The following is a 25,040-nucleotide window of genomic DNA, read 5'->3' on the forward strand; positions in this document are numbered from 1 at the left end:
CAGGTTTTTATTTGTGTTGGATTGGGTCGCTTAGTTAAATAAATAACGTACACCAATTTGCCCTTGCCAGCGAGAGAAGATGCCGGTATTGTCCTGAAAACTGTTTACATAAGGAATTTGATTTTTAGGATCCTGATACAGGAAGGAGAACATTGGTTTGCCTGCATTAACGCCAGATTGTGCAATGCCTTCAAATTTCAGGAATGAAGTATTATTAAATGTTTTAACAATACCCCAGTTCGGATTTAAGAAGTTACCTAAGTTAATCAGGTCAAAAGTTAAACGAATGGTATGTTTGTTTTTACCTGATTTCACATAAAAATCTTGTGTAACGTTTAAGTCAACATGTTTGTACCAGGGTAATACAATGGCATTTCTTTCAGCATATTGGCCTCTGTGTTTGCTCATGTAGGGGTCTTGCTGAATAAAGTTATTCAGTTGGTTCCAGATAATATCAGGTGTACGTGTATCGGTAATGGTACCACCGCCTGTATTTACAGGAACCAGTACAATATCGGATTGTGTTTTAGGAATATAAATTAAAGAACTGTTACCTCCGGTACCACCGTTCACTAAATCGCCCTGATAAGTATAAGAACCTACACCTGCAGTAGCCGCTTCAAACACCAAACCTACTGAAGTGGCATAATGTTTACCATATTCAAAACGGTATTGGGCATAACCAATAACACGGTGTGGTTGGTAATAACCTGCGTAGCCTAATTCATCAGAGTTTAAGTCGCCGTGTGTTGGCCGATCCCTCCACATACTTTGTGCAATAGAACCGCCATCATTTACATTTTTAGCCTGGCTATAAGTGTAAGCTATACTGGTGGTTAAGTTTTTTACTGAGCGTTGAAACTGTGCGGTGGCGGTATAAGCATAGCCTTTATTGGTATTGGCCATTAAGATTGCACTGCTAATGTTCGGATTGGTTACGGAAGCACCACCGGCGCCAGACCAAATTTTGGTAGAAGAATAACGTAAGCGATTATCAGATCCTACCAAAGGTGTGCCTGTTGAAGGTAAGTTAACGTTTTGGAAATACACTGCATTCACATCTTTTGAGAAGGTATATTCAAATGTAGCTACAATATTTCCGGGCAATTTTTGGTCAACTGCTGCACTTAACTTCATTACCTGAGGGTATTTAAACTTAGGATCTGTAAATACTAAGTTGTAGGAAGTATTGGGCGAAGTTGCTGAAGGTCTGTATGCATTAATATCGGGGTTAAATACCCAGGGTTTACCTGTGGAAGGATTGGTTTTAGCTTGGAAGAAAGACCCAAACAATACACCATTGTTGCTGGCCTGATTGCTAATCCATACAAATGGTGGGGGTCCTGTAAATAAACCGATACCACCACGAACCTGTGTTTTGTGGTCATGAAATACATCCCAGTTAACACCTAATCTTGGAGAAACCAACAAATTATTGTCCGGTTTATGACCTACATCGTAAGTTTTACCATCTCTAAATACCAATTGAGAGGCATAAGGATTTGCAGTGAAGCTATTGGTGAAGATGGGTAAATCTAATCTTAAACCATAAGTAATGGTTAAATTATCTTTTGCACGCCATTTATCTTGTGCAAAGAAACCCAATTCATTTGAACCTACCTGCGCAAATGGGAAAGAACCATCTTTAGTCAGCGCATATGATAAAGTATAATTGGCTGCAGTAGGAGCACCATTCATTGCACTATTATAAAAATCAGTTAAAGTATTAAATTGGTAGGCTCCGGCATAGTTGGGCGAAAAACCATTTTTAAAGCGCTTGATATAATTTTGTGTTCCCAAGGTAATTTCATGGTTGCCTTTATAAACAGTTACTATGTCTGAAAATTGGAATACATTGGTATTTAAAACGTTATTGTAAGTAAACGGCTCATAACCGAAAGCAGTATAGCTTTGGCCTAAACCATTCAGGATATCTACCAATGGGAAGTTGGCACCGGAAAGGCTTGATCTGAAATCTCTTAAAGCGGTATAACCTACTTGTAATTTGTTAGATACTCGATTGCTGAAACGGGTATTTAATTCACCAATAACAATGTTGAAGTTGTTGTTAATTCTATAACCACTGCCACTAAAAGGTAAACCGGTATTACTGGGTTGGCGGTTACCATTTGGCGCACCACTGTTACTGGCTGAAATATCGCGATATGATTTGAGGTAATTGTATTTTAGGGTAAATGTACTGTTTTTACCTACGTTCCAGTCTAAACGGGCAGTCAATTTATCACTATAGGTATTATAGTTATAGTTCTGATAATTGCCTGGATTGTAATTGTATTTTTGAATCAGAAAATTTTTTAAAGCATCTAAAGTATCTGCTACTGCTTGCGAAACCACACCCGGTACAGGCGCTTGTCCCGGCTTGGCAGCAACAAAAGTGGTAGCAGGTTGGCTAATTCTTTCCTGTTCAGCACTAACAAAAATGAACAATTTATTTTCTATAATGGGGGCACCAATGGATGCACCACGTAAATTATAGGTATAACTGGGTCGGGGTACTGTATTGGTTCTAACATTATAACCCTGTAATCCGGGGGTTCTAATGTAGGTATAAACTGAACCTTTTACCTGATTGGTACCGCTGCGGGTAACGGTGTTAACACCGGCTCCTGCAAAGCCACCCTGACGAACGTCGTAGGGAGAAATGTTTACTTGAATTTGTTCTATTGCATCTAAGCTAATAGGTTGCGAATTGGTTTGACCACCTAAAACTGATGAAAGACCAAAAGCATTATTGAAATTGGCACCATCTACTGTAATGTTGTTGTAAGAACTATTCATGCCACCAAAGCTTAAACCGTTGGCAGAAGGTGTTAAACGGGTAAAATCCTGTAAACTTCTGTTGATGGTGGGTAAGCGTTCAATTTGGCTGCGGCTAATAATTTCCTGGCTGCCGGTATGGCCGGTATTAAATACTTTATCTTGCCTTATACCTTTTACTTCTACCGCATTTAGCTGATTACTGGTTTCAGTTAAAGAAAAGTCAGCTTTAAATTCCTGGCCTAACACCAAAAAAACATTGTCTTGTTGCTCTGTTCTGTAACCCAAAAAAGTAACGGTAATTTGGTAGGGACCTCCCACTTTCATATTGGCCAAATTATAGCGGCCATCTTTACGTGTTGTGGTTACATATTTGGTACCGGTAGGCTGATGAATGGCTGTAACAACAGCACCTGCTACCGGATTTTTGCCATCGGTTACCCTTCCCTGAACATCGGAAGTGGTTTCCTGGGCCATTACATAATTGATTGCTCCGATAAACAGAGCTACCATAAGTAGTAGTTTTTTTAGCATGTGATTTGATTTTTTAATTTCAGGTGCAAATTTGATGGTTAAGTTTTAACACAACCTTATACTAATGTTACCGTTTTATTAACAAAGCGCAAATATTCCGTTAAAAAGCAGAAGCCCCGAAATATTCGGAGCTTCTTTATTAAAATTTAATTTGTATTAAGCTGAAATTTAGAAAAAGTATTTCAAACCTAACTGCATACCCCAGGTACTTAATGTACTTAATGAGTTTTGCCATGGCTTGGTTATCAATTGCCCATTTAAGGTTTGCATATTAAAAGTGGGTCTTCCCTGACTATCTAATCCTCTAAAAATTAAAGGCTGTGTAGTGGTGGTAATTTGGCGTACTCCCCACATTTTATTAATCAGGTTGCCGGCATTTAAAATGTCTACAGAAAGTTGTAAAGTGTGTTTCCTATCACCCACTTTAGCGTAGAAATCCTGCAAAATTCTCACGTCAAATGTGCTTAACCAAGGTAAGTAAGCAGCATTTCTTTCTGCATCTTTTCCTTTGTTATTGTTTAAATAAGGCGTGTTTTGTATAAATTGCTGGAAAGCTGCAGCCTGTTGAGCCGGTGTGAAAGAACTTCCAGATTGTACAAATATAACCTGAGGTGGATCTTTAGGAATATACATCAAATCAATACCACTTAACCCATCATTATTAATATCGCCACCATATACATAGCTATAATTGTTTTGTTTGGCTAATTGACCGAAAATACTTACAGTAGTAGCTAAGTGATTTAAGTATTCCCATCTGTATGAAAGCGTACCAATAAAACGATGGGGTGTAACATAAGATGATGTGGCCAATTGTAATGTATTAGGCGTTCCAGTTGTTGCATTGCTGTTCCATACAGAAGTTGCCTGAGCACCCGGGTTGGCGGTAACTTCTGAAGCAAAGCTGGCAGTGTAAGCAAATGAGCCATAAAAACCTTTTGCTGCTGATTTCTGAATTTGGAAGGTAGCAGAACCACTGGAACCCATACTGGTATTTTCTAACACAATAGCCGTATTGATATTGCTATAAACGTTTCTGGCCGCTGGAGATGAAAATCTGCCTCTGTAATCAATACCATTAATAGTTCCATCCGGATTTTTTAAATTTGCATTACGCATTACTACTGCATTCACATCTTTTGTATACAAAAACTCAGTAGTAATTAACCAGCCCTTCCCAATTTTTTTGTCGAAGGCTAAATTAGAGCGCCATACCTGCGGGAATTTAAAATTAGGATCAATCAAAACAATATTGGCATTATTGGGTAATGTACCGGGTGTTGGATTAAATTTGCTGGCATACGCATCAGGGTTAGGATTGAATAAAAAATTCTGCAACTGTGCAGCATTATTCACTGCCTGACCAGACTGATACATGAAGCTATTAGAGGGCATGTTGGTTAAGAATACAAAGGGTATTCTTCCGGTAAACAATCCGGTACCACCGCGAAATACAATATTCTCTTCATCAATTTTATAACGGAAACCTACTCTGGGTGAGAAGTACAAGGTGCTTTTGGGCCATTTTCCTGTGCTATAATGGGTTGGATTACCATTTTTATCAGGGAAAGTTAAAGCCGTAATATTTGGATTTTCTAATGGTTGTTGCGGATAAACAGGTTTATCGATCCTTAAACCATAAGTAATCTTTAATTTATCATTCACGTTAAACTCGTCCTGTGCATATAAACCCAACTGACCAATTTTTAAATCGGCAGAATAAACGGCCGGTGTGCCCGGTACCAAAGAGAAGTTATAAGAGAAAAATGCAGGTGCCCGGTTATTCATGAAATCGCTTAAAGAATTAAAAGCATAATAACTGGAAGAACCCGGCATAAACATATTGCCTACACGTTGATATTCATAAGTAGCACCAAAGGTTAATGTGTGTTTACCGGCATAATAGGTAAAGTTATCCGTAGCATTGTATATATCGTTAATTACGTCATTATTCCTGGTAAAAGGATCCGTTCCTGCAGACATATAGTTTTGCCCGTTATTGTTAAAAATATCAATAGTAGGGAAAGCTTGTCCGCCGGGAATGGTTCTGGTATCCTGTATTTTAGTAATGGTAGCAATAAACTGATTAGAGAAGCGGCTGTTGAAGTTAGAGTTCAATTCAAATGCACCTGATTTTACCAAATGCTTAAACCCATAGTTTGAATTACTGAATGCCATTGATCGTAAACTAAACCTGTTATTGGGTAAACGGCTGATTTGTCCACTTCCTCCTACCACTGAGAATGGTGCAGCGTTTGGGATACTAGTGCCATTCAGCGGGTTCATGTCTGTACCAATCAACTCATTGTATTTTACACTGAGTTTGTGCACTTTGTTAATATTCCAGTCTACCTTAATTAATAATTTATGGTTGGCAGTAACAAAATTCGGAAAATTATCATACGCACCCGGGTCGTAATTGTATTGCGATTTTAAATAATCAGCAAATTTCTTTAAAGAATCGATGGGTGTTTGTGATATATTTCCAATACCACTACCGCCTGTTGGAGAAAAAGTAATACCAGGTGAAGTATTTTCTTCATGCTCATAGTTGGCAAAGAAGAACAATTTATTTTTAATAATTGGACCACCCAAGGTAAAACCATAGATTTTTTTAGTAGAAGGAGCCGGGTCTGTTAAGGTTACAGAACCTACTTTTTTACCATTGTAATCCTGATTTCTGTACAAACCATAAGCTGAACCATGGAAGGTATTGGTACCACTTTTGGTAACTGCAAAAATACCGGCACCTGTAAAGCCTGATTGGCGAACATCAAATGGGGCAATGTTTACTGAAACTTCTTCAATGGCATCTAATGAAATAGGCTGACTACCACCACCCGGTAAAGGGTCAGAACTTAAACCAAAATTATTATTCAGGTTGGCACCGTCAATTACCACATTGTTATAACGGCCGTCTCTTCCAGCAAAGCTGGTACCGTTGGCTTGTGGTGTAATACGTGTAAAGTCGGTAATGCTTCTGCCAATGGTAGGCAGGGTAGATAATTGCCGTTGAGAAATTTGTGTGGAAGCTCCCGTGCGGTCCGTGTTAATTCTACGGGCTTGAGATGTTACCACCACTTCACTTAAATTGTTCGATATATCCTGCATTGAAACGTTGGCAATGTAAGGTTCACCCAAATTCAGGTAAAAGTCCTCCACAGTTTCAGGCCTTAATCCTACATATTTAAATTCAATTTTGTAGGGGCCGCCAATTCTTACGTTCGGTAAAGTGTATTCACCGCTTTTGCGGGATACGGTACTGTAAACAGTTCCAGAAGGAATGTGGGTTGCAGTAATGGAAACACCTTCTAAAGGTTTCCCGTCTGACATTTTTACAAAACCTTTAATGCTACTGGTGGTTACCTGGGCAATCAAGGTTGCCGGCAAGCACAATAACAGCAATACAAAGGCTCGCAGTAGTTTTTTACTAAGCATAATGTTAATTTTTTCTGAGGCAAATAAAGTGAATTATTTACGTTGAACCACATTAAAATATTAACAAATTGTTGCTTTTTATGAACGTTTACCGGTTTTAAGGTGAAATTTGAACTGTTTTAAACACATCCAATGTGCTCGCAGATTTTATATTTTTAAATAAAACAGTACCTAATCTGTACTTTTGTAAGATAATATTGAAACATGTTGCATTCTATCCAAGAAGGAATTGAAGCCATTAAAAATGGCAAATTAGTGATTGTTGTAGATGATGAAGACCGTGAAAATGAAGGAGATTTTATTACTGCTGCACGAAATGTAACACCGGAAATCATCAATTTTATGAGCAAGGAAGGCCGTGGATTGATTTGTGCCCCCATTTCAGAAGCATTGGCCGATAAGCTTCGACTCAATTTAATGGTGAACCAAAATACCGCATTGCACGAAACACCCTTTACCGTGAGTGTTGATTTGCTGGGGCATGGTTGCACCACCGGCATCAGTGCCCATGACAGGGCCAAAACCATTCAGGCTTTAATTGACCCTAATACAAAACCGGATGATTTGGGTAGGCCCGGTCATATTTTTCCGCTGAGAGCGAAGAGAGGTGGCGTTTTGCGCCGTACCGGACATACCGAAGCAACTGTTGATTTGGCACGTTTGGCAGGTTTTGAAGAAGCCGGCGTGCTGGTTGAAATTATGAATGAAGATGGCACTATGGCTCGATTGCCGCAGTTATTAAAAATTGCAAAAAAATTTGATTTGAAAATTATTTCAATTAAAGATTTGATTGAATACAGGCTGCAATCCGATTCATTGATTGAAGAAGTTACCCGGGTAGAAATGCCCACCAAATATGGCTATTTTAAATTGGTGGCTTTTAAAGAAAAAATTTCCGGTGGTGAGCACCTGGCATTAATAAAAGGGGAGTGGAAGCCGGATGAACCCGTTTTAACCCGTGTACACAGCAGTTGTTTTACAGGCGATATTTTAGGCAGTTTTCGTTGCGATTGTGGCGATCAGTTGCACAAAGCTATGCAAATGGTACAGGCTGAAGGTAAAGGCGTTATTTTATACATGAATCAGGAAGGCAGAGGCATTGGGTTGATGAATAAATTAAAAGCTTATCGCTTACAGGAAGAAGGCATGGATACTGTAGAGGCCAATCTGCATCTGGGTTTTGCCATGGATGAGCGTGATTATGGTGTAGGTGCACAAATGTTGCGGGCTTTAGGCGTAACCAAACTTCGTTTAATGAGTAATAACCCCAAGAAAAGAGCAGCATTAAAAGGTTATGGCTTAGAAATTGTTGATATTATTCCCATTGAAATTCCACCCAACCCATTCAATGAAAAATATTTACAAACCAAACGCGACAAAATGGGGCACGAAATTTTGAAAAAGAAATAACTTAAAAAAAAGGTAGCCATTATTCGCTTACCTTTTTTGCATTAATTTATCTTTCTTTTAAAAATGCTTCCTCTTTTTCATATTCCTTTTCATAGGCTTTAATAATGGCTTTTACCAACTTATGCCGTACTACATCTTCTTCCGATAATTCAACATGTGCTATGCCATCAATATTTTGCAAAATGCGTGAAGCTTTATGCAAACCACTGCGTTGATTGCGGGGTAAGTCTATTTGCGTAGGATCGCCGGTAATAATGGCTTTTGCATTGGCACCAATACGTGTTAAAAACATTTTCAACTGCAAATCATTGGTGTTTTGCGCTTCATCTAAAATAATGAAGGCATTGTCTAATGTACGGCCACGCATGTAAGCCAACGGAGCAATCTCAATAGTACGGGTAGTCATATAATATCCCAGTTTATCCGCAGGAATCATATCATCCAAAGCATCATATAAAGGGCGTAAATACGGGTCAATTTTTTCTTTTAAATCGCCGGGTAAAAAACCCAAACTTTCGCCTGCTTCAACAGCAGGCCGGGTAAGAATAATTTTTTTTACCACTTTATTTTTTAAAGCTCTAACCGCTAATGCAACAGCAGTATAAGTTTTACCGGTACCTGCCGGCCCAATGGCAAAAACAATATCATTTTTATCAATAGCCTGTACCATTTTTTTCTGGTTGGCCGTTCTGGCACGTACTGTTTTGCCATTTGGTCCAAAAACTAAAATGTCATTGGGGTGCCGGTCTACAAAATTGTCAACGGTTTCTGCATCATCTCCACCTAATATCTGTTCAAAATAATTTTCACTTAAATGCCCATTCCGTTCTAAGTATTGCAGAATGAGTTCAATTTTTTCTTTGGCTACTTCTATTTGTTCCGGAGCACCACTAATTTTTATTTGAGTACCTCTTGATAAAATTTTTAATAATGGAAATTTCTTTTTTAATAAATCTAATTTGCCGTTGTTAACGCCGAAGAATTCAATGGGATTAACGCTGTTAAGGCTAATAATGGTGTCTGTCAATGTTTATTCGTTTTAGGTTGAATAAAATTATTTATTTCTGTTTGCTGCTTTCTCAAATTTAATTTATTTTATTGATGAAATAACAAACTTGTTTTTGCACATATTGTGGAAAGAATTATTGAAGTTTAAGTATCACGCTTTTAAAAATAACTATAAACCTTTTTTCTTGATTGAATGGTATTGAAAACAGAAAATGCAATGCAATTATTTTTATGTTAACAGCATTCCCCCTATTTCAAACAATTATTGTGTTCAAATGCAAAATTATGCAGGTTTGATGAGGTGTATGATTCCACTGGTGGCAATTTGTAAGCCTACGCAAAAAACTAAAAAGGCACTTAATCTGTTTACAATTTGACCGCCTTTGGCACCCAGTTTTTTGATGAGAATGGGTGTATAAGCGTAGCTCAAAAAAATAAGTACAGCCATTAAAAGCACAGCAAAAAGCAAAGCGCCCAAATTAATAAAATAAGTAGATACTTTTTTGGCATGCCCATGTGCACTTAAGGTTAGCAAAACAGATATAGTTCCTGCACCGGTAGTCATGGGAAATGATAATGGATAAAATAAAATTTTATTGACACTTTCCATATCAGTTTTGGTATCGGGGCTTTTCGTTTCTTCCGATGTTTTGATGTCATTGTCAGAAGATAGCAGTTGCCATCCCATTTTGCAAATTAATATACCGCCTGCTACTTGTACAACCGGAATGGAAATGCCAAATAATTTAAAAATCCAACTCCCGGTAATGGTTGAAACCGCACAAATGATAAAACTATAAGTGGCAATTTTTTTTGCTGCTATTCTTCTTTGTTTTTCTTCCAAATTGTGCAGTAAAGGATCCATTACCAATGCAGTTCCAATAGGATTTACCGGTGGAAATAATGCCACAAATCCAATGAACACAAGATTTAAAAACGATAGTATAAGCTCCATGATGGTTTCGATGCAGTTTGTATTTTTTTACTTTTATTTCGAATCTAATTTCTTCAATATTTCTAAAATCAACTCATTTTGTTTTTCTAAGTGAACCAAAATTGATTCAATTTCAGCCTCAGCTTTTTGGTTAATTCTAAAATCTGTTTCAGCTCTTATTTCTGCATGTATGCCTTGCAGGTTTTGGCCTACCATAATGAGTGGCATCAATAAAATTTGAATCAGGTTTGAAATAAATAACCAAAACACAAAGGCAGGATAAGGATCAAATCTAAGCGACTTTGGTCCAATGGTATTCCACAGTAACCATAAGGCCGACCAGGTAAAAATGATAATGAAAAAACCCATACTGCCTACTCTGATGGTAATCCATAAGGCTAATTTATTTAATGAGGTAAGATGTTCTTTGTAAGCAACATTCACATTTACTACCGGACTGGTTGTGTGTTGTGAATGATTGCTTTCTTTATTATACTCGTTCATATATTTACAAGTTCAGGGTTACATTATTATTGGTAAACTATTATACCACCATTTTAAATTGTTCTATTGTAGCATCAGGGTGCTGGGTATTGAAGATAGCGCTTCCAGCCACCAAAACATTGGCGCCGCTTTGTATAACAGCTGCTGCATTTTTTAATGTAATGCCACCGTCTACTTCAATTAAAACTTCCGGAGCAACTTTGTTTAGTAACTTTCTTAATTCTTTTATTTTGTGTAAACTATTAGGAATAAAAGATTGTCCGCCAAAACCGGGATTTACACTCATTATTAAAACCATATCAATATCCGAAAGAATATTTTCTAACATGCAAATTGGGGTGTGTGGATTTAGAGCAACACCTGCTTTTAAACCTGCATCTTTTATTTGTTGAATATTACGGTGTAAATGCGGGCAGGCTTCTACATGAACCGTTATACTATCTGCACCGGCTTTTTTAAAATCATCAATATATTTTTCAGGTTCCACAATCATTAAATGTACATCCAATATTTTTGAAGTAGCCTTTTTAATGGCGTTTACTACCGGAATACCAAAACTAATATTGGGTACAAAGCGGCCATCCATAATATCTAAATGAAACCAGTCTGCTTTACTTTCATTCAGCATAGCACAGGTTTGTTGTAGTTGCAAGAAATTGGCAGCTAAAATTGAAGGGGCTATAATTGGCATAGTACAATGTTGTTTATGTGTTGAGTAATTAAATTTTCTTTTTGCAGTTGCCTAATGCTTTTCTAATCTTTTAATGGCAGTGGCAGCTTCATGTAGGGTAGGATCTAAAGTAAGGGATGTTTGGTAATTTTTTATGGCATCGTTTGTTTGTTGCAGGGCCTCATAGCATTTGGCCTGCCAGTAATAAGCGTCAGGATAAGTATTGTTTACATTCGATGCCATATGAAAAATTTTTAAGGCGATGGCATAATCTTTTTGATCATAATAAATAAATCCTTTTTCTAAATATGCCTCCATGTATGCGAAGTTTTGATTAATGCATTGATCAAATGCCTGCAGTGCCTTATTCTTTTGTCCTGTTCGAGCATAATAAACGCCGGTTATAAATAAGCAATTAGCATTTGTTTCGCGGCCTAATCTTAATTCAGCTATTTGATTACATAGTTTCAGGGCTTCTTTATTCTTTTTTTCTGCGTATAAATTTGCCAATGAAAGCAAAGCATCTGGTGCAGGATATATTTCAGTTGCGTGCCTGTAGGCATCTATGGCAGCAGCGGTATCTTCTGCATTTTCAGATAAACGTCCTTTACGGTACCAAAGGCCGTAATTGAATTCATCTTTTGCAATGAGTGAATCTAACTCCATTATTGCCGGTTTAAATAAGTTCAAGCTGTCATAAGCATCAATCAATTTCAAACGAATACCTACACTATCCGGATGTGTGGCAATTGCTGTTTTTAAATTTTTAATATAGGGTGTTAGTACTATTGTTTGATTGCTGTCTGTTTTAGCCTGCTTTTCTGAGTTGCGGTTGGTACATCCTGCCATTAATAATACAATCAGGATGCTTGATATTATAGCGGGCAATATTTTCATGAAGCACTATTTACTTTGTTAAAATAATCATTATTTGTTAAATGAAAAAACGTTTTGTTATTCTTTTCCTGTATTGTACAAAAGTACAAGTGCCTGCGCATAAAAAATGTTATAAAAATCAGTGTAAGCCGTTGAATGCCAAGTTCTGTTGTTTATAAGAAAATATTACTACTTATCGGTTGTTTTGTAATTGAAAGTTATATCTTCGGGCAGTATATTTTTTAAATCTTCAATATTTTAAATATGAGTGCTTTGGATAGTTTTCTGCTTGTTTTACACAGCTGGTTACGCTGGATTATTTTAATTCTGTTAATAGTTGGCATTATTAACAGCATTGCCAAAATGCAAAAACCTTTGAGCAGCGTGGCCAAAAAAATGAATTTATGGCTAATGATTGCCGCACACATTACTTTATTAATTGGGTTATATCAATATTTTTTTGGTCCCAAAGGCTTCGTTTTTTTTAGAACAATGGGTGCTGCAACGGTTATGAAAGATGCAGTACTACGTTTTTGGGCGGTGGAACATATTACAGGGATGATAATTGCCATTATATTGATTACTCTTACCCGCGGGATAGCCAAAAAGGAAGCAGAACCTTCAAAAAAGAACAAAAAACTACTGTTATTCTATGTGTTGGCCCTTGTTATTATTCTATCTTCTATACCCTGGCCCGGTCGTTTTGGCGATGTTCCATTGTTCAGAGGTTTTTAATTTCAATTTCATTCACTCCAATCCATTTTATTATTATAAGAGGCTTCGGCCTCTTTTGTTTTTGTATCTTTGAGTGAATACGATTGCCTTATGCCTTATTGCAGGAATATTCTTTACTGGATAGATAAGCGTGGCTGGAAATATGTTTTCCTGCATTCTATGTTGGCACTTTCAACGTGCCCCGTGGCTTTTATTAAACAAACCAGCATAGCTAATGGTTTTGCATATTCTATCACAATAAAATCAACACAATGCCATATTATATTCAAAGAGGGAATATCCCGCCTAAACGACATACCCAGTTTAAAAAATCTGATGGATCATTATATTCAGAACAATTATTTTCTACTGAAGGCTTTAGTAACGATTATACCCTGCTGTATCATTATCACCCGCCCACTCAAATAATAAAAACAGATGCTGCTGTAAATGTTACACCGGTAATAGCCGAAGAAAAAATGCTGCATCACCGGTGTTTTGAAACATTTAATATAAAACCGGTGCCCGATTTTTTGGAGAGCCGTAAACCTTTACTGGTAAATCGTGATTGCATGGTAACTGTAGCTGCCCCGGAAAAAAGTATGGAAAACTATTTTTATAAAAATGCAGATGCAGATGAGCTGCTTTTTATTCATGAAGGAAATGGTATTCTACATACGCAATATGGAGATCTTTATTTTCAGTATGGTGATTATATTGTTATACCCAGAGGAACCATTTACCAAATTAGTTTTCAAAACAACAGTAACAGATTACTGATAGTGGAATCTTTTAGCCCCATTCGTTTCCCCAAAAAATATGTGAGTAAAAATGGCCAGTTGTTAGAACATTCTCCTTATACAGAACGCGATTTAAAAGTACCTGAATTTAAAGAGCCCGTTGATGCTAAAGGCGATTTTTTGATTCAAACAAAAAAACAAGGCATGCTGTATGGTGTTCATTATGCACATCACCCGTTTGATGTGATAGGGTGGGATGGCTGTTGCTATCCCTATATTTTAAGTATTCACGATTTTGAACCCATCACTGGCAGGGTACACCAACCCCCTCCCATTCATTTAACATTTGAAGCCAATAATTTTGTGATTTGTAGTTTTGTGCCCCGGTTATATGATTATCATCCACTCGCAATTCCGGCACCTTATAATCACAGTAATATTGATAGTGATGAAGTTTTGTATTATGTAGATGGTGATTTTATGAGCCGTAAAAATGTTAGCAGAGGAATGATTACTTTACATCCTGCAGGAATACCACATGGTCCACATCCTGGAGCAGTTGAAAAAAGTATCGGTAAAAAAGAAACACGGGAACTGGCGGTAATGGTTGATACTTTTCATCCACTGCAGCTCACAGAAACAGCTATTAATATTGAAAATAAAGGCTATGTAATGAGTTGGGCAGAATAAAATTTACAGAAAAAAGCCTGCCCGGATGGTAAGGCGTTGATAAAGTTTGTTTGTTTGTTTCGGATGAAAGATTTGTGTTGCAATCTTTATTCAAACTGCCTTGCAGCGAAATTTGGCACTAAAAAACATTATTGCAATTACAAATGAGCCAAATTAGTCTGTTTTTTGTCCGAATAATTTTTTTATATTCATGTTCTAAAAATTTGCCAATATGATACCATTCAACGATCTTAAAATAGGTGATTATGTAAAATGCACCTTTGAAGGAAAACAATGGGAAGGGGAAGTAACCGACCTTAACCATGATGAAAAACAGGTATGTGTAGCAACTGAAGTACAGGAATTTTGGTATGAACCTGATGATTTAGAACCCCTGCCACTGAATGATGAACAATTACAAAAACTACATTTTAAAAAAGAAGTTCAGGCAGATGGTTCCATAAAATATAGTAAGGGTGCTTTTAGAATGTTAATACCCGGTGAAGGCGATTTTTCAGGTTTAGATATGTGGTACAGAGAAGATAGAAGATATCATCCCAACGTTCATTACATCCATCAATTGCAAAACCATTATGCAGATATGACTAAAATTCATTTAACAACTGCACCCATGTAACAGTAGTTGTAATTTTTCCTTTCATCAAAAACAAGAGCAGTCTTTTGGACTGCTTTTTTTCTTTACCTATATTCACAACTTTAACTGCATAATCGGCAGTAGATTAAATTATTGAAGCTTATAAATAATTGATTGTATGAGAAAATGGCTTATGTTATTTGTTTTGCTTTTGGTGTCAGGAAGTTTAATGGCACAAAACACCATTACCAGTCCTGAAGAATTTTTGGGTTATCCTATTGGAAGCCGCTTTACCAGGCACCATCAAATTGTAGATTATTTTAAACTTATTGCAAAAGAACGGCCAGATTGGGTAACCATTCAACCTTATGGTACAACCAACGAAGGCAGGGAATTAATGGTTGCCATCATTGCCAATCCGGAAAATCATAAGCAACTGGAAGAAATCCGAAAAAATAATTTACGCTTAACCGGTTTATTGCAGGATATTGTGGCACCCGTATCCAATAATGTGCCCCCCATTGTGTGGTTAAGTTATAATGTGCATGGTAATGAAGCCGCATCAAGCGAAGCTGCTATGCTAACTTTATATACTTTATTGAAACCCGATAATAAAGATGCCCAGGAATGGTTACAACATGAAGTCATTATCATGGATCCCTGTATTAATCCCGATGGTCGCGACCGTTACATTAATTGGTATAATAGCGTAGTTGGCGTAAATATGAATGTGGATGTGCAGTCAAGAGAGCATGCAGAACCCTGGCCTGGTGGCAGAACCAATCACTATAATTTTGATTTAAACCGCGATTGGGCATGGCAAACACAAATTGAAACACAACAACGCCTGAATTTATACCAGCAATGGATGCCGGAAGTACATGTTGATTATCATGAACAGGGTTTTAATGAACCTTACTATTTTGCACCGGCTGCAGAACCTTATCATGAAGTAATTACAAAATGGCAGAGGGATTTTCAGGTATTGATAGGTAAAAACAATGCATCTTATTTTGATAAAAATGGATGGCTATATTTTACCAAAGAGCGCTTCGATTTATTTTACCCATCTTATGGTGATACTTATCCATTATACAATGGCGCAATAGGAATGACGTTTGAGCAGGGTGGTATACGTGCAGGCCTTGGTGTAATTAATGATGATGGTGATACACTTACACTTCGCGACAGGGTAATGCATCATTTTACAACCGGTATCTCAACAGTTCAGGTATCTGCACTCCAACATCAGCAATTAATAGATAATTTTAAGAAATACTACGAGAATAATAACAATGCTGCCAATAGTGTATACAAAACCTATGTTGTTAGCAGTAATGATCTCAATAAAATCAATGCAGTAAAAAAATTACTCGATAATAATCGAATTGAATATGGTGTGATGGAAGGAAACTACAAAGGCTATCATTATGTTAACAATGCTGTGGAAGATGTAAAATTGCAGAAATATCAATTAGCGGTATCCATGTACCAGCCTAAAAGTAGTTTGGCAAGGGTTTTATTTGAACCGAAATCAAAATTTTCAGACAGTGCTACTTACGATATTACTGCCTGGAGTATTCCCTATACTTTTGGGTTAGATGCTTACGCTATCAATGAAAAGATAACTTTAAAGCAATTTCCTGGTGCAGTAAATGTTGCCAATGTTGTTGCAAGTGATTATGGCTATATTATTCCCTATCAATCATTTAATGCTGCAAAATTGCTGGCATACTTAATAAAAAACAAAGTGAAAGTACGGGTAACTGCCAAACCAATTACCTACAATAATATTACTTATCCCGATGGAACGCTATTGGTTTTAAAAACCAGTAACGATAACGTAAACTGGGTATCGTTAGTTCAGTCGGCTGCAACTTTGTATAATATTACACCCGTTCCCGTAAACACCGGATTAATGCAGAAGGGGCCTGATTTTGGAAGTCCTGATATTCAGGTTATTCATGCACCTAAAGTAGCTTTAATAACTGGTGAACAAAGTTCTGCAACCGATGCAGGCGAAGTATGGAATTATTTTGATAAAGCATTGCAATATCCGCTTACCTTATTAAATGCTGTTGATTTGTACCGTTTGAATTTAAGTGCTTATACCGTTATCATCATACCGGATGGATATTATAGGGTATTGAATGATAAAGCTGTATCAGAAAAATTAAAAAATTTTGTACAAAGCGGCGGTAAGTTAATTACCCTGCAAAATGCTACCGCAATTGTTGGAACCAATTTATTTGGCCTAAAATTAAAAAGGCAAAAAACAGACGACACCATTTCAGTAAATAAATTACCTGTTTATGATCAGCAAGACAGAGATCGTTTATCTTTTTCCATTCCCGGCAGTATTTATAGTGTTCAGTTAGATAATACCAACCCATTGGCGTATGGTTACGATAAAGTTTATTATACATTAAAACAAAATGATCATGTATACGAATATGTTAACAATGGATGGAATGTAGGAACAATTGCAGATAACAATTATGTGGCCGGTTTTGTAGGTAACCAGTTAAAAGATAAAATTAAAAATGGCGTATTGTTTGGCACACAACCTGTAGGAAAAGGCATTTATGTATTTATGGCTGATGATCCAATTTTCAGAATGTTTTGGGAAAATGGAAAATTGATGTTTGCCAATGCTGTTTTCATGGTTAATTAATTATTATAATATATTTTTTATGAAATACCCGAATTTATCTGGCATTTTTGTTGGGTTTCATTCTTAAATTATACCCGATTTTTCGCTTAAATTTTGTATATTGTTCATAAAAAATGAATCCACTTTGGTCGCAATTTATTTATCATCAAATTTTAAAAAAGAAAAGCTTTTTTATAAACAAAGACGATTCCAGTTATAAAAAAGCCAAAGGATTCCGTTTTTTCAAGCTGCTTTTCTTTCGATTGATAAAAGATGTGGCATTGATGTTGGGTGGAATTTTTTCAGCAGCCTTTGGATTAAAAGGCTTTTTATTACCCAATAAGTTTATTGATGGTGGTGTAACCGGTATTTCATTATTGATGGCCGCACTTACCCATTTGCCCATTTATGTTTATATTATTCTAATCAACATACCTTTTATTTTAATGGCATTTAAAGTTATCAATCGGGCATTTGCCATTAAAACTACTTTCGCAATTACAGGTTTGGCCATGTGTTTGGCATTTATTCAGTTTCCGGTAATTACAAAAGATCATTTGTTGGTAGCAGTATTTGGCGGATTTTTTTTGGGCGCCGGTATCGGACTTTCTGTTCGGGGGGGTGCAGTAATTGATGGTACCGAAATTTTGGCTATTTTTTTAAGTAAAAAATTACGAACTACCATTGGGGATATAATTGTTGTAATTAATGTAATCATATTTTGTGCTGCAGCGTATTTACTTTCTATTGAAGCAGCTATGTATTCACTCATTACTTATTTGGCAGCTTCTAAAACCTTAGATTTTATTGTAGAAGGTATTGATGAATACATTGGTGTTACCATTATTTCGCCTTATCATGAAACTATCCGGCAAATGATTATTCATAAAATGGGAAGAGGCGTAACGGTGTATAACGGTAAACGCGGATTTGGCAAAAATGGCGAAACCAAAGAAGTAGATATCATTTATACAGTAGTAACCCGTTTGGAGTTGAATAAATTAAGTGCAGAAATTGAACGGGTAGATTCAAATGCATTTGTTGTAATGAGCAGTGTAAAAGACACCAAAGGTGGAATGATTAAAAAAAGAGGATTATAGACGATTGTAAATCAAAGCTTTGAATTAGATTTTTGATCTAATGTTTTAAAGTGTTATGCTATTAAAATCTGTTTTCGTTTGAAACTCATTGCCTAATAGTGTTTCAGTAAACTCTGTATAACTAATGGCTGTTGAGCCAAGTTTATTGAAACATATGCTCAGTAAGTTTTTCAGAGCTTAATAGCACAACGCGTTAATATTTTAAAACATGCATATGCTGCCGAAGCTATTATTGAACGCTCTTCCGAGCATAGTTATGTAAATCTTATTTTGAAAGATAACGGACAGGGATTTGATACCTCAAAAAAACCAAAGGAATTGGCCTAAGAAATATTGCGAACCGGCTTTTGCTGCACAATGGTAAATTGTTAATTGAATCTTCTCCGGGAAATGGCTGTACATTAAAAGTCAGTATTTTTATTGGCAATGAATTTGATCATGTTATCTAATTTCATTGTACCTTCAATCAGAACGATTTCAATAAACTGAGATAAACCGGGTAGTGGTCACTATAACCATTTCTGAATTGATATCCATCCCATGAACGCATTGGATATCCTTTATACTTGCCAATATTTTCGGTTAAAAAAGAAGCATTATAAATACCACTTCTATAATAAAAAAAACCTTTCTGTTTTTTATCTAACCATTCCTGCGACAAAATAATCTGATCAAAAAGCGCCCAGGCATCCTGAAAAGCAAGTGTGCCAATGCCTTTCATATAAAGCGCATGAAATGGGTTATACAAATTATTGGCAATGGCTTTTTCTTTTGCGCCTAAAATCTGATAAATACTTTTGTTGGATGGATTGTCGTTGAAGTCGCCCATGATGATAATTTTTCTTCCTATCTCAATTTGTTTAATGCTGTCTATATGCCGTTTTAATACATTCGCAGCATACATTCTTGCCGGTTCACTGGCATTGGTTCCTCCATATCTGGATGGCCAGTGGTTGATGTATATGTCAATGAGTTCTCCGTCCAGAAATCCTTCCACCCATAAAATATCTCTGGTATATCTGCTTGTTTTACTTCCTTCCGGTAAAATTACCTGAATGGCTTTGCTTTGAATGACTTTGAAATAGGAGGGTTGGTAGAGCAGGGCAACATCAATTCCTCTGGCATCTCTGCTGTCATAATGCACAAACGAGTAGTTGGCAGTTCTCAACCTGGAATGGTTGACGATATCGTTTAGTACCCAATCATTTTCTATTTCTGCCAGCCCAATGAATGCAGGCAAATTGCTGCCAATACTGGCCAATGTCTGAACAATGTTATTTAATTTACTGGTATATATAGTACCGGAATATTTTCTTGCTCCTGTTGGGGTAAACTCCTCATCTCTGTATAACGGGTTTTGAATCGTATCATATAAATTTTCTGTATTATAAAAAATAATGGTAGCTGATTTGAAAATGGATTTTTGTTGGCTATTTGCAAGCAGGCATGTTACAAGAAATAGTGAGAATATTGGTTTCATTTCACAGAGGATTATGCTTAAAAAATAAAAATATTAAAAAATAGTTAAAGTAATTAAAAAATTTATTAAATTTAATTTTTTAGATGGCAATTGTTCTGTTTTGGTGTGAGCGGATTGATGCCGGATAGTGCGTTAGGTAAGTGGGTAAAACTGCTTTGCTTAAATACAATATCTATATGCATTATGTTTTTCTCTTTTTTTGTCTGGGTGGCTTTAGTATGCTCATGGCCCAGCCGGTTACAGATACATCAAAAAATACGGAAAGTGTTTACTGGCAGCAACTTCGCCAACAAACTGCTGATGAAATGGCGTTGGTAGTATTAGAAGATGCTACATTGGATGGTGAAAATAATCAACAGTATGCATCTTTACTTTCAGCCGGAAGAGATGCATTTTACAATGCTGCAGCTTTCAATTGGAATATAGCTCGTTTTAAAATGCGTGGCTATTCTAAATCTTTATTTACTACTTATTTAAATGGAGTGCCACTCGAGGATCTGGCTAATGGCAATACGTTGGTGAATTTATGGATGGGGTTAACAGGCGTATTTAAATCACGTGAAATGGTAATAGGGTTACAACCCAATCAATTTTCTTTCGGCAATCTGGGTAATGTCATCAATATTCATATTGCACCCATTCAGCAACAACGACAAAATATTTTAAACTACAGCGTTGCCAATAAAAATTATTCCCATCGCTTCAATTATGCGCATTACAGTGGCCAGTTAAAAAAGGGATGGTCATTTATATACAGCACTGCATGGCAATGGGCAAAAGAATCTTATGTTCCAGGTACTTATACCAATTATTTATCACTCTTTTTTGCTGCCAATAAAATCATTTCATCTAAACATTTGCTCACATTTAGTTTTTTAGGGTCTTCTGCAATAAATGGTCAGGCTGCAGCCACAACTTTAGAAGCTATGCAATTGGCAGGTAATCGTTATTATAATCCCAATTGGGGATATCAGAATAACCGGAAGCGCAATGCAGCTGAATATCGAAATATACAACCACTAATTGTATCGAATTATCAATGGAGGATTGATCAGCAAAGCACTTTTAATTTGGGGGCATTAGTTAGTATAGGGCTACAAAAAAGCAGAGGTTTAGATTGGCACAATGCACCTGACCCTCGTCCCGATTATTATCGGTATTTACCCTCTTTTCAAACAGATCCGGATTTACAAATGCAGGTAAAAAAACGATTGGAAAATGAACCGAATTTATTGCAACTGAATTGGGAAAATTTTTATGAAATTAACCAAAATAGTAAAGAAACCATTGCCAATGTAAATGGTATAAATGGCAATAATATTAACGGGTTAAGAAGTCGTTATATATTAAGAGATAATAATGTACTGAATACTTTTTTTGTACTTTCTCCTGTATTACATAAAAACTATTCAGGAAACTGGCAGCTCACTGCCGGAGGCACTGTTCAATATCAGCAAAGCCATTATTTTCAAACGGTAAACGATTTATTAGGGGGCGATTTTTTTGTGAATTGGAATCAGTTTGCTGACCAGAATCTGGTTGCGAATACAAATGCTTTACAAAATGATATATTGCATCCTAACCGGTTGGTAAAGAAAGGCGAAAAATATGGATACGATTTTCAAATGAATATCTGGAAGGCTTCCCGTTTTTTTCAGATTTCCAAACAATTCAGACACTTTGATTTTTTTGCTGCCGAGGCATTGAGTTATACCGGTTTTCAACGATTAGGTTTAGTTAAAAATGGTCTGTTCCCCCAAAGCTCTTATGGCCATTCTACAACAAATACTTTTCTCAATTATGCATTTAAATCGGGGATTACTTACAAATTAAATGGTAAAAATTACTTCAGTTTAAATATGGCCTGGCTTTCAATGCCACCTTATTATTCAGATGTATTTCTATCACCCCGAACAAGAGCTGCTACTCAGGACAATATTACCAGCACAAAATATGCAGCATATGAATTAAACTATCATTTAAATACTTCATTCATTAAATTACGTATTACCGGCTATTTAACCACAATTCAAGATGCATTAAAAATTTATACATTTTATGATGATGGTGTAAAGGGTTTTGTGAATGATGCTTTAAGTAATATTAACCAGATGAATGCGGGTATAGAATTGGGTGCTGAATTGAGATGGAATGACAAGCTACAATTTGCAGGCGCTTTTACTTTGGCCAATAACCGCTATACCAACAGGCCTCAGGCCATCGTAACTTTCGACAATTCTTCTGAAATCATTCAAAAAGAAACCGTTTATATTAAAAATTTTAAAGTGCCCGGATCGCCGCAACAGGCTGTGAATATAGCAGCAACATACCGGCCTACCCGCAAGGGTTTTATAACAGTATCCGGTAATTATATGGCTGATAACTGGCTTAATTTAAATCGGGTTAGAAGAACCGAAAGGGCAGTGCAGGGCTTAGATACAAAAAGTAATGCGTTCAATGCTATTATTCGTCCCGAAAAATTACCCGATTATTTTGTTGTGAATTTGTTTACGGGTTACCAGTTTGTAATGCCTGCAATTCAATCAAAAATAAAATCAAACCATTTGTTTGTGAGTTTAGGTATTACCAATTTGCTCAATAACAAAGCAATGGTTGCCGGTGGGTATGAACAAATGCGATTTGATTTTGCCACACAAAATCCGGAAAAATTTCCTCCAAAATATTATTATGCTTATGGCATACAATATTTTTTGAGTACTAGTTTAAAATTTTAAATCCAATGGTATGATGAAAAAATATGCATCATTTTTTTATTTTGCGGCCTGTTTTTTTTTAATGAATAGTTGCGCAAAACCATTTGATGCACCTCCTGCAAATGATACACTAACACTTAACGCAAATACTACTATCCGGCAGTTAAAATTATTGCATGTTAAAAATAATTTTGAAAGGATAACAGATGATTTAATTGTTAGTGGTATTGTAATTGCAAATGATCAATCAGGTAATTGGTACAAGCAAATTATTATTCAGGATGAAACCGGAGGAATTACTGTACGAATGGATGGTAATAATTTGTTTAACAATTACCCTGTAGGAAGAAAAATTGCAGTGAAAGCAAAAGGTTTGTATTTGGGTGATTATGGCGGCGTGATACAATTGGGAGCAGGTATTGATAACAGCGATCCCAATAATCCAAGCCTAATTCCGCTTCCAACATCTTTATTCGATAAATATGTTTTGAAAGGTAGTTTGAACAATCAGGTTATCCCCAGGTTAGTAAATATCAATACACTTTCTGCAAACTTGCAGGATACATTACAAAGTACTTTAATTCAGTTAGCCGATGTAGAATTTGCTGTAAATGAATTAGATAAAACCTATGCCGATGCAGTGGGTAAGCAGGCTGCAAACCTAACCATAAAAAATTGTTCCGGTAACAGTATTATATTACGAACAAGTGGTTATGCAGATTTTGCTTCCAATAAAATTCCGGCAGGCAATGGTAATCTGGTTGCGGTTTTTGCAATATTTGGAACGACCAAACAATTGTTGATTCGTGATACTTCAGATGTTCATTTTCAAAATGCCCGATGTGGGAACAGCACTGTCAGTAAAATTTCAATTGCTGCTGTTCGCAATAGTTATAAAGGTACTGCATATACTTATCAGGAAGATAAATTCATCAATGGTATTGTTATTTCAGATGCAACTGCGGGAAATATTCCTGAAAATGAAGTGATTTTGCAGGAAGATTCAAATATGCCGGGTATTCTGCTCCAATTAAATACCGGGCATGGTTTTAAAATGGGCGATTCGGTAACTGTTCAATTAAATCAGGCCATGCTAACCAAAGAAAACAATATATTATTGCTGAAAAATATGGATACTACCGCTATTACAAAAATTGCCGGTTCAAAAAAAATTATTCCCCGAATGGTTACTATTCAGCAATTACAGGAAAATATTACCGATTGGGAATCTACATTGATTCAATTGAACTATCCGGCAATCAGTGGAACATTCTGGAATAATGCTGTTCGTTTATCAGACCCATCCGGCAGCATTGATTTATTTACTTATTCAACAGCAAATTTTTATAATACACCGGTTCCTACTCAAGCAGTTAATAAACTAACAGCAATTGTAAGCCTTCATCAAACCGGAGCTGTTATAATGTTGCGTAATTTGAATGATGTTGAATTGCTTTCAGGAGGTAGTGGTAATTTGAACAATGTTATTCAATTAAATCAATCTCCTCTTCTCATCAACTTTGATGATATTGCCAATGGTTTACCAAACGGTTGTTCTGTTTACACAAATGCAGGTAGCAATAGTTTGGGCAATGTTACCAATTTTGCTACTTCAAAAACAAGTTGGGGAAATACCACCGGCGGGTTTAAAAACTGCGCCTCAGCAATTGGCCTTTCTTCAAATGCAACTACTATACAACAAGATAATGCAACAAACAGAGCATTAGCACTTCGGCAAACAGGAACCGGTGGGTACGATCCCGGTGCGGCTTTTGTACTGCATTTGGCCAATACTACCGGTAAAAAAAATATTCAAATATCCTTTCAACTGCAATCGCTCGATGTAAGCAGTACCCGCACCACTAACTGGACGGTGGAATACGGATTAGGCGACAATCCAACCACATTCAGCAGCATTACTGCAACCGGATTATTGCAATCGGGAAATAGCCAATTCGGTTCGGGAACTGTTCAAATAAATTTTGGTTCGCTACTCAATAATATACCTACAGAAATTTGGATAAGAATTGTTGCAAAATCGACCACATCCGGAACTGGAAGTAGGCCGGTTACCGCAATAGATGATCTTTCATTCACCTGGGAATAAATGGGTTTGTTTGTCAGCTTGTCAGTTTAAGTTGCTTTGGTATTTAATTTGTCTACAAACAATAGGCTAATTTTTCTTGGATGAATAGTTATGCCTCACCTATTTGAAAAATATCG

Annotated in this window: 16 protein-coding genes; 8 read left to right on the forward strand and 8 right to left on the reverse strand. The window is 36.5% G+C overall.

Translation table 11 applies throughout. The features are described 5' to 3' along the window. Positions 1-30 precede the first annotated feature (30 nt). Positions 31-3,312 carry a TonB-dependent receptor gene (locus tag EO766_RS02045; RefSeq protein ID WP_074419218.1) on the reverse strand — a complete coding sequence of 1,094 codons (3,282 nt, stop codon included), beginning with the start codon at positions 3,310-3,312 and terminating at the stop codon, positions 31-33. 168 nt (positions 3,313-3,480) lie between these two features. Next, entirely contained in the window at positions 3,481-6,750 is a 3,270-nt protein-coding gene (locus tag EO766_RS02050; protein ID WP_074419217.1) for a TonB-dependent receptor, read from the reverse strand. A 204-nt stretch (positions 6,751-6,954) separates the two neighbouring features. On the opposite strand from EO766_RS02050, the gene EO766_RS02055 reads away from it, so the two are divergent. Continuing rightward, a complete protein-coding gene (locus EO766_RS02055; protein WP_074419216.1) occupies positions 6,955-8,160 on the forward strand; it encodes a bifunctional 3,4-dihydroxy-2-butanone-4-phosphate synthase/GTP cyclohydrolase II in 1,206 nt (401 codons plus the stop codon). Positions 8,161-8,206: 46 nt separating this feature from the next. Here the strand turns inward: EO766_RS02055 and EO766_RS02060 are convergent, their stop codons facing one another. The 5 genes from EO766_RS02060 to EO766_RS02080 form a co-directional block, all read right to left on the reverse strand. Further along, positions 8,207-9,187, reverse strand: a complete 981-nt coding sequence (locus tag EO766_RS02060) for a PhoH family protein (protein ID WP_074419215.1) — start codon at positions 9,185-9,187, stop codon at positions 8,207-8,209. A gap of 264 nt (positions 9,188-9,451) precedes the next feature. Next, a complete protein-coding gene (locus EO766_RS02065; protein ID WP_074419214.1) occupies positions 9,452-10,123 on the reverse strand; it encodes a MarC family protein in 672 nt (223 codons plus the stop codon). 33 nt (positions 10,124-10,156) lie between these two features. Beyond that, the gene (locus tag EO766_RS02070) at positions 10,157-10,606 is read right to left on the reverse strand and encodes a DUF1003 domain-containing protein (protein WP_074419213.1); all 450 of its coding nucleotides are present in this window, start codon (positions 10,604-10,606) and stop codon (positions 10,157-10,159) included. A gap of 40 nt (positions 10,607-10,646) precedes the next feature. Further along, positions 10,647-11,297: a ribulose-phosphate 3-epimerase gene (gene rpe, locus EO766_RS02075; RefSeq protein ID WP_074419212.1), complete on the reverse strand. Its 651-nt coding sequence runs from the start codon at positions 11,295-11,297 to the stop codon at positions 10,647-10,649. Positions 11,298-11,348: 51 nt separating this feature from the next. Next, positions 11,349-12,173, reverse strand: coding sequence for a tetratricopeptide repeat protein (locus EO766_RS02080; protein ID WP_074419211.1), 825 nt, complete (start codon positions 12,171-12,173; stop codon positions 11,349-11,351). 243 nt (positions 12,174-12,416) lie between these two features. On the opposite strand from EO766_RS02080, the gene EO766_RS02085 reads away from it, so the two are divergent. The 5 genes from EO766_RS02085 (at position 12,417) to EO766_RS02105 (ending at position 18,623) form a co-directional block, all read left to right on the forward strand. Beyond that, positions 12,417-12,887, forward strand: a complete 471-nt coding sequence (locus EO766_RS02085) for a hypothetical protein (RefSeq protein WP_074419210.1) — start codon at positions 12,417-12,419, stop codon at positions 12,885-12,887. A 251-nt stretch (positions 12,888-13,138) separates the two neighbouring features. Next, positions 13,139-14,296, forward strand: coding sequence for a homogentisate 1,2-dioxygenase (locus EO766_RS02090; RefSeq protein WP_074419209.1), 1,158 nt, complete (start codon positions 13,139-13,141; stop codon positions 14,294-14,296). Positions 14,297-14,507: 211 nt separating this feature from the next. Next, the gene (locus EO766_RS02095) at positions 14,508-14,912 is read left to right on the forward strand and encodes a hypothetical protein (protein ID WP_074419208.1); all 405 of its coding nucleotides are present in this window, start codon (positions 14,508-14,510) and stop codon (positions 14,910-14,912) included. Positions 14,913-15,048: 136 nt separating this feature from the next. Next, positions 15,049-17,544, forward strand: coding sequence for a M14 family metallopeptidase (locus EO766_RS02100; protein ID WP_074419207.1), 2,496 nt, complete (start codon positions 15,049-15,051; stop codon positions 17,542-17,544). Between the two features lie 113 nt (positions 17,545-17,657). Then, positions 17,658-18,623, forward strand: a complete 966-nt coding sequence (locus tag EO766_RS02105) for a YitT family protein (protein WP_074419206.1) — start codon at positions 17,658-17,660, stop codon at positions 18,621-18,623. A 466-nt stretch (positions 18,624-19,089) separates the two neighbouring features. Here EO766_RS02105 and EO766_RS02110 read toward each other — a convergent pair whose 3' ends face one another. Further along, positions 19,090-20,103 carry an endonuclease/exonuclease/phosphatase family protein gene (locus tag EO766_RS02110; protein ID WP_074419205.1) on the reverse strand — a complete coding sequence of 338 codons (1,014 nt, stop codon included), beginning with the start codon at positions 20,101-20,103 and terminating at the stop codon, positions 19,090-19,092. Positions 20,104-20,279: 176 nt separating this feature from the next. Here EO766_RS02110 and EO766_RS02115 point away from each other — a divergent pair, with 176 nt between their 5' ends. Both EO766_RS02115 and EO766_RS02120 read left to right on the forward strand, forming a co-directional pair. Further along, complete coding sequence (locus tag EO766_RS02115) at positions 20,280-22,838, forward strand: TonB-dependent receptor (protein ID WP_074419967.1); 2,559 nt, start codon at positions 20,280-20,282, stop codon at positions 22,836-22,838. A 10-nt stretch (positions 22,839-22,848) separates the two neighbouring features. Next, positions 22,849-24,924, forward strand: coding sequence for a DUF5689 domain-containing protein (locus EO766_RS02120; protein WP_074419605.1), 2,076 nt, complete (start codon positions 22,849-22,851; stop codon positions 24,922-24,924). The last annotated feature ends 116 nt before the right edge of the window (positions 24,925-25,040 follow it).

The sequence above is a fragment of the Hydrotalea sp. AMD genome (assembly GCF_004100315.1).
Taxonomy (GTDB): domain Bacteria; phylum Bacteroidota; class Bacteroidia; order Chitinophagales; family Chitinophagaceae; genus Hydrotalea; species Hydrotalea flava.